Raw genomic sequence first — 6,340 nt, forward strand, 5'->3', positions numbered from 1 at the left:
GGCGGGGTGGGCGGGGGGCGGGGGCGGGGGGCCCGCGGGGCCGCGCCGGCCGCGGCCGGGCCCCCGGCGGCGCGGGCGGGCGGCCCCCGGGGGCTCCCCGGCCGCCGTCCCCGAGGGCTGTGTCCCCGTGGGCTGCGCCTTCCCCGGGGCCTGATCGGCGGGCCGACCAGCGGGCTTCCCGGCCGACTCGGCCTTCCCGGCGACCTTCTCCCCCGGCTTCTCGCTCGGCTTCTCCCCCGCCTCGCGCTTCGTGTGCAGCCGGGAGCGTATGTCGCCGTGCGGCAGGAACTGGGCCCAGCGCTCGGGGAACTCCGACGGCGGGGTGATCTCCGCCGCGCCGTCGTCCGCCGTGCGCTGCTCCTTCGCCCGCAGCCGGGCCACCTCCTCCCGGGCGCGGGCGGCGCGCTCGGCACGCCCGGCGGCCGTGGCCACCGAGGGCCAGACCCGGTCGATCGCGGCGTTGACCGCCGCCCCGACCAGCACCGCGAAGGCGGACACCCCGATCCACAACAGCACCGCGACGGGTGCGGCAAGCGAGCCGTAGATCGTCGGGCCCTCGACCGTATGCACCAGGTAGATCCGCAGCAGGAAGCTGCCCAGCACCCATATCGCGAGGGCCACCAGCGCACCGGGGATGTCCTCCGGCCACGGCGAGCGCACCGGTACGGACACGTGGTAGAGCGTGGTGAGGAAGGCGATGGACAGCACGATCACCACTGGCCAGTACAGGACCGGTACGAGATCCCCGCTGGACGGCACCAGGTCCACCACCGCCTCCGGCCCGATCACCATCAGCGGCAGCGCCACCGCCCCGACCACGAGCGCCACCAGATAGAGCAGGAAGGACAGCAGACGGGTCTTGACGATCCCGCGCTTCCCCTCCAGCCCGTACATGATCGTGATGGTGTCCACGAACACGTTCACCGCGCGGGAGCCGGACCACAGTGCGATGGCGAAGCCCAAGGAGATCACATCGGGCCGCCCGCCCTTGATCACATCGTCCAGCAGCGGCCGGGCGATCTCCTTGACGCCCCGGTCGGACAGCACGGTCGCGGAGGCGTCGAGAATGTTCTGCCGGATGGTGGCCACCGTGTCGGTGCTGGTCCAGGCGTCGAAGTAGCCGAGCAGCCCGATCAGGGCGAGCAGCAGGGGCGGGAGCGACAGCAGGGTGAAGAAGGCCGCTTCGGCGGCGAGCCCGGTGACCCGGTACTCCATACAGGAATTGATGGTGTCCTTCAGCAGCAGCCAGGCCATCCTGCGCTTGGACACATTGCGGTACAGGGCGCGGGCCTTGCGGAGCCGGCCGGACGGCTTCGATGGTTCTTCTGCTGGCTGCACCTTCTCACCGTATCCGGCGCTTTCACCGCCGCTCATCCGGTGACCAGGCCGAATCCGCGCAAAAGGTCGTCGCACAGGCGTTGGCGGAGGGGATGCCGCGCCGACTCGGCACCACCCTCCGCCCGCCGGGCCCACTGTCCGTGCCGACTACAGCCATGCGCAAAGGTTGCGCCGCGTTGCAGCCGTCCGGACGGTCGGTGGGAGCGCGGGGGCCGCGGGGGGCCGCGGGTCAGCAGCCTCCGCAGTTGTAGTAGGTCACGTCCCAGTGGTTGCTCTCGCGGGCGTAGACGTTGCCCGAACCGGACTTGTACTGCTGGGCGCCGTCACCGGGGCGCGGGCCGATGTTGGTGAAGGTGCCGGTGATGTAGTTGCTGAGACAGCTGGTGGGGCTGAAGTCCAGCTTGTAGCCGTTCCAGTGGCTGTACGTACCGGATGCGTGCCCGGTCTCCGTGCCGCCGGTGATGGTGAGCGCGCAGCCGGTGGCTCCCTTGAGGGTGATGGCACCCTGCACGGTGGTCAGGTTGATCTGCTCGAACGAGGTACACGTCGGGTTGTTGCGGTCCGAGCAGCCCCCGCTGGATGTCCAGGAGACCCCGGCGCCGCGCAGCCGGTTCGCCGCGTCGGAGTGGCTGAGCTTGGTCACCGCGGCGGCGGAGGGCGCGTCGGCGGCCACGGGGGCACTGGGGGCGGCCGCCGCGCTCTGGGCGGTGGACACGCCGGTGGCGGCGAGGACCGCGCCGCCGAGCAGGGCGCCGAGTCTGATCCGGGTGCTGGTCACAGCCATGGTCGTCTTCGTCTCCTTCGTCTGCGGATCCGTGGGCCGTCGAGGACGGCGGCAGCACGATCCCAGCCCTCCGGGTCGGGCGGGCGACTCACCGGGGAAATCGGGACAGCGGGATCGGAAACCGTCCGTGAGCTGCGGGGACGGCGGAGGCTGGGATGCCCGGTGGGATGCCGGGCGGCACGGCATGCGGTGATCAGCTCCCCTTCCCGGCCTCCTTGGCGCCCTTGTCCCCCTTGTCTCCGGGGCTGCCTCCCTTCGATCCGGCGCGGTAGGCGCGGTCGCAGGCCTTCCAGGCGCTGAAGTCATGGGTGAGCGCCCACAGCCGATGGGCCGCGCGAATGTTCCAGTCCGGGTCCAGCGCCTGCTCCCGGGTGCCGCCCAGCTTGCGCAGCGTGCCGTCGTACAGCTGGAAGACGCCCCAGTTCCGGGTGGCGTTGGAGTTGGGCAGCGTATAGAGGGGATCGAGGTACGATGCGCAGTCCGCGATGCCGACCGCGCGCTCGGGGTCCTCGGTGAAGACCTCGCGGATGCGCCGGGTGACCCGGTCCGGCGTCCAGGTGTCGAGCGGCTTGCCCTCGTCCTCGTAGAGCGCGCGTTTGGTCCGCTCGTCCACCGATCCGTCGGGCGTCAGCCCGCTGCGGAGCTGGAACACCACGACACGCATCTGGGTGACCGGCCCGAACGCCCCGTCGACGTCGAGCCTGCCGCCCGCGCGGGCGAGCAGCGACTGAAGCTCGTGCACACACGCGTCCGACTGCCCCATGCTCACCACGACCGGACAGCGGGAGGACAGCAACGGTCGGTCGCCCGAGGACCTGCCCGACCCGCCCGACCCGTCCGATGACGTCAGCGCCCGCCCTAACAGCGCGGCCGCCACCCCGGCGGCGGCGAACACGGCCAGGGCGAGTACGACGAGCAGTGGCCGACGACGCGACGGCGGCGCGGCGGACCCGGGCTCCGGGGCCGGGTCCGGAGCGGTGCGCAGGGGCTCCGGCCCGGGGTCAGACTCCGACCCGGGGGCAGGCTCCGCCCCGGGGCCAGACTCCGGTCCAGGTTCCGGTTCCGGTTCCGCGGCCGCACCGGGCCCCGACCCCGACTCCGTCCCCGTCTCGACATCCAACCCACCCGCCGTCTCGACCCGTGAGACGTCCTCCGTGGCGGACCCGCCGGCCCCGGCCCGCCCCGCCGACACCGCGACCGGCGCCCGCGAAACCGCCCGCTTACGCTCCGCATCGGCCAGAACCCACCGCCGATGCAGTTCCAGCAGCTCCTCACCACCGGCGCCGCACACCTTGCCGAACCGCGCGAGCACCTCGTAGTCGCCGGGCACGCTCGCCCCCGAGCAGTAGCGGTGGAGCGCCGACGCGCTCACCCCGCTGCGCGCCGCCAGCGCCGCGTAGCTGCGGTTCGTCCTCCCCTTGAGCTCGCGCAACAGCTCCGCGAACTCCTCCATGTCCCCGTTCCCGGACACCCCGACCCCGCCCTCCCCGCTTGAGCGATACCCGTCAAGGCGAGTCAACGGCGTTCGTGGTTGTCTGTCCACCATGACCATCACCGTGACCACGTGGCACCTGGAGCAGACCGCTCCTTCCGATCTCAGCCCGGCGCAGGAGCCGCCCGCCACGGCCGCGGTGCGGATCGCCCGGGCCGAGGTGCCGAGCCCCGAGTTCAGCCACTTCCTCTTCACGTCGGTGGGCTCGGATGTGTCGTGGACCGACCGGCTGGTGTGGTCGCGGGAGGCGTGGGAGGACTATCTGCACCGGCCCGGTGTGGAGACCTGGGTGGCGTACGAGCGCGGGACCCCGGCCGGGTACATCGAGCTGGAGGGCCAGGACGAGGGCGTGGTGGAGATCGTGTACTTCGGTCTGCTGCCCGCCTTCCGGGGCCGCCGCATCGGCGGGCATCTGCTGACCTGGGGGACCTCCCGCGCCTGGGACCTGGCCGACCGCTGGCCGGACCGGGTGCCGACCAAGCGGGTGTGGCTGCATACCTGCAGCAAGGACGGGCCGTACGCGCTGGACAACTACCGCCGCCGGGGCTTCCGGGTGTTCGACGTCAAGACCGCGGACGAGGAGTGACCAACACCACAACGTCTTGCATCTCGAGACAGATTCGTCCGCATAGTGGATAAAGGTGGACTCGTCAGAGACCACCATGCGACGCTTCCATCATGTCTCGAGCTGGAATTGCCTTGGTGAGTCGACGCCACGTCGACCTCGGCCGCATGTCCAGCGCGATCTGTCCGGCGGGCTGACCCGCACCTCGACAGGGCCGTCATCAGGCCCCGGGCAGCACCACCACATCTTCCGCACGCCCCCGACGACGTGGGCGAGCGCGCACGTCTCGACACTCCCCGCCGCATCGCACCGGTCACCGCCGTACGCCCCTGCCCGCCTGCGCATGCGCAGGTCAGACGGTGCGCGCCAACGTACTACCCGCCGCACCAGAGTCGCATCGAAGGACATACACCGCCATGGCTGCCACCCCGGAACGCGCAAGCGCTACGCCCCGCCGCAAGGCCGGACGCCACCGCGGCGAAGGCCAGTGGGCCGCGGGGCACTTCACCCCTCTCAACGGCAACGAGCAGACCAAGAAGGACGATGACGGTCTCAATGTGCGGACACGCATTGAGACGATCTACGCCCACCGCGGCTTCGACTCCATCGACGGCGCCGATCTGCGCGGCCGGATGCGCTGGTGGGGTCTGTACACCCAGCGCAAGCCCGGGATCGACGGCGGCAAGACCGCGATCCTGGAGCCGGAGGAGCTGGACGACGAGTACTTCATGATGCGGGTGCGGGTGGACGGCGGCCGGCTGACCACCGAGCAGCTGCGGGTCGTCGGCGAGATCTCGGAGGAGTTCGCGCGCGGCACCGCGGACATCACCGACCGGCAGAACATCCAGTACCACTGGATCCGGATCGAGGACGTGCCCGAGATCTGGAAGCGGCTGGAGGCCGTCGGGCTGTCCACCACCGAGGCGTGCGGTGACACCCCGCGTGTGATCATCGGCTCGCCGGTGGCGGGGATCGCCGAGGACGAGATCATCGACGGCACCTCCGCCATCGACGAGATCCACCGGCGCTACATCGGCAGCAAGGAGTTCTCCAACCTGCCGCGGAAGTTCAAGACCGCGGTCTCCGGCTCGCCGGTGCTCGACGTGGTGCACGAGATCAACGACGTCGCGTTCGTCGGCGTCCGCCACCCCGAGCACGGCCCCGGCTTCGACCTGTGGGTCGGCGGCGGTCTTTCCACCAACCCCAAGATCGGCGTCCGGCTCGGCGCCTGGGTCCCGCTGGAGGAGGTCCCGGAGGTCTGGGCCGGTGTCGTCTCCATCTTCCGCGACTACGGCTACCGGCGGCTGCGCACCCGCGCCCGGCTGAAGTTCCTGGTCGCCGACTGGGGCCCGGAAAAGTTCCGCCAGGTGCTGGAGGACGAGTACCTGAAGCGCCCGCTGTCCGACGGCCCGGCTCCCGAGCAGCCCGTCCAGCAGTGGCGTGACCACATCGGAGTGCACCGCCAGCAGGACGGCCGCTACTACGTCGGCTTCGCGCCGCGCGTCGGGCGGGTGGACGGCGCCACCCTCACCAAGATCGCCGACCTGGCCCAGGCGCATGGCTCCGGGCGGCTGACCACCACCGTCGAGCAGAAGATGATCGTGCTCGATGTGACCGAGGACCAGGTGGATTCGCTGGTCGCCGGGCTGGAGGCGCTGGATCTCCAGGTCAAGCCGTCCCCGTTCCGGCGCGGCACGATGGCCTGCACCGGTATCGAGTTCTGCAAGCTGGCGATCGTCGAGACCAAGGCGCGCGGCTCCTGGCTCATCGATGAGCTGGAGCGCCGGCTGCCCGAGTTCAACGAGCCGATCACCATCAACCTCAACGGCTGCCCGAACGCCTGCGCCCGGATCCAGGTGGCGGACATCGGTCTCAAGGGCCAGCTGGTCATGGACGACAACGGCCGGCAGGTCGAGGGCTACCAGGTGCACCTGGGCGGGGCCCTGGGCCTGGAGCCGGGTTTCGGCCGCAAGGTGCGCGGGCTGAAGGTCACCGCCGCCGAGCTCCCCGACTATGTGGAGCGGCTGCTGCGCCGCTTCCAGGAGGAGCGCGAGGACGGCGAGCGCTTCGCCACCTGGGCCGCGCGGGCCAAGGAGGAGGCCCTCACATGAGCGTGTCCCGGCGCGCTGCGCGGGCTGGACTGAGGAGCCGCGCAGCGACG

The 6,340-nt window shown here is 71.2% G+C and carries 5 protein-coding genes and 1 pseudogene; 3 read left to right on the forward strand and 3 right to left on the reverse strand.

The features are described 5' to 3' along the window. Positions 1-147 precede the first annotated feature (147 nt). The 3 genes and pseudogenes from ACFXB5_RS15590 to ACFXB5_RS15600 all read right to left on the reverse strand — a co-directional run. Positions 148-1,338: pseudogene (locus tag ACFXB5_RS15590) on the reverse strand (YihY/virulence factor BrkB family protein); the annotation flags it as partial. Between the two features lie 229 nt (positions 1,339-1,567). Beyond that, on the reverse strand, positions 1,568-2,122 hold the full coding sequence (locus ACFXB5_RS15595) for a hypothetical protein (RefSeq protein ID WP_385207536.1): 555 nt from the start codon (positions 2,120-2,122) through the stop codon (positions 1,568-1,570). A gap of 193 nt (positions 2,123-2,315) precedes the next feature. Continuing rightward, on the reverse strand, positions 2,316-3,575 hold the full coding sequence (locus ACFXB5_RS15600) for a helix-turn-helix domain-containing protein (RefSeq protein ID WP_385207539.1): 1,260 nt from the start codon (positions 3,573-3,575) through the stop codon (positions 2,316-2,318). A gap of 91 nt (positions 3,576-3,666) precedes the next feature. Here ACFXB5_RS15600 and ACFXB5_RS15605 point away from each other — a divergent pair, with 91 nt between their 5' ends. From ACFXB5_RS15605 to ACFXB5_RS15615, 3 genes are all read left to right on the forward strand, one after another. After that, positions 3,667-4,200 (forward strand): GNAT family N-acetyltransferase, encoded by a 534-nt coding sequence (locus ACFXB5_RS15605; RefSeq protein ID WP_385207542.1) that lies wholly within the window; start codon positions 3,667-3,669, stop codon positions 4,198-4,200. 92 nt (positions 4,201-4,292) lie between these two features. After that, positions 4,293-4,376, forward strand: a complete 84-nt coding sequence (locus tag ACFXB5_RS15610) for a putative leader peptide (RefSeq protein ID WP_309471194.1) — start codon at positions 4,293-4,295, stop codon at positions 4,374-4,376. 219 nt (positions 4,377-4,595) lie between these two features. Further along, positions 4,596-6,290 (forward strand): nitrite/sulfite reductase, encoded by a 1,695-nt coding sequence (locus tag ACFXB5_RS15615; RefSeq protein ID WP_385207545.1) that lies wholly within the window; start codon positions 4,596-4,598, stop codon positions 6,288-6,290. Positions 6,291-6,340 lie beyond the last annotated feature (50 nt).

Origin of the sequence: Streptomyces sp. NPDC059455, assembly GCF_042750115.1 — a bacterium.
Taxonomy (GTDB): Bacteria; Actinomycetota; Actinomycetes; order Streptomycetales; family Streptomycetaceae; genus Streptomyces; species Streptomyces endocoffeicus.

Excerpts from the sequence above, each read along its gene's own strand:
- ACFXB5_RS15610 (WP_309471194.1), top strand. The coding sequence starts at position 4,293 with ATGTCTCGAGCTGGAATTGCCTTGGTGAGTCGACGCCACGTCGACCTC.
- ACFXB5_RS15595 (WP_385207536.1), bottom strand. The coding sequence starts at position 2,122 with ATGGCTGTGACCAGCACCCGGATCAGACTCGGCGCCCTGCTCGGCGGC.
- ACFXB5_RS15605 (WP_385207542.1), top strand. The coding sequence starts at position 3,667 with ATGACCATCACCGTGACCACGTGGCACCTGGAGCAGACCGCTCCTTCC.
- ACFXB5_RS15615 (WP_385207545.1), top strand. The coding sequence starts at position 4,596 with ATGGCTGCCACCCCGGAACGCGCAAGCGCTACGCCCCGCCGCAAGGCC.
- ACFXB5_RS15600 (WP_385207539.1), bottom strand. The coding sequence starts at position 3,575 with ATGGAGGAGTTCGCGGAGCTGTTGCGCGAGCTCAAGGGGAGGACGAAC.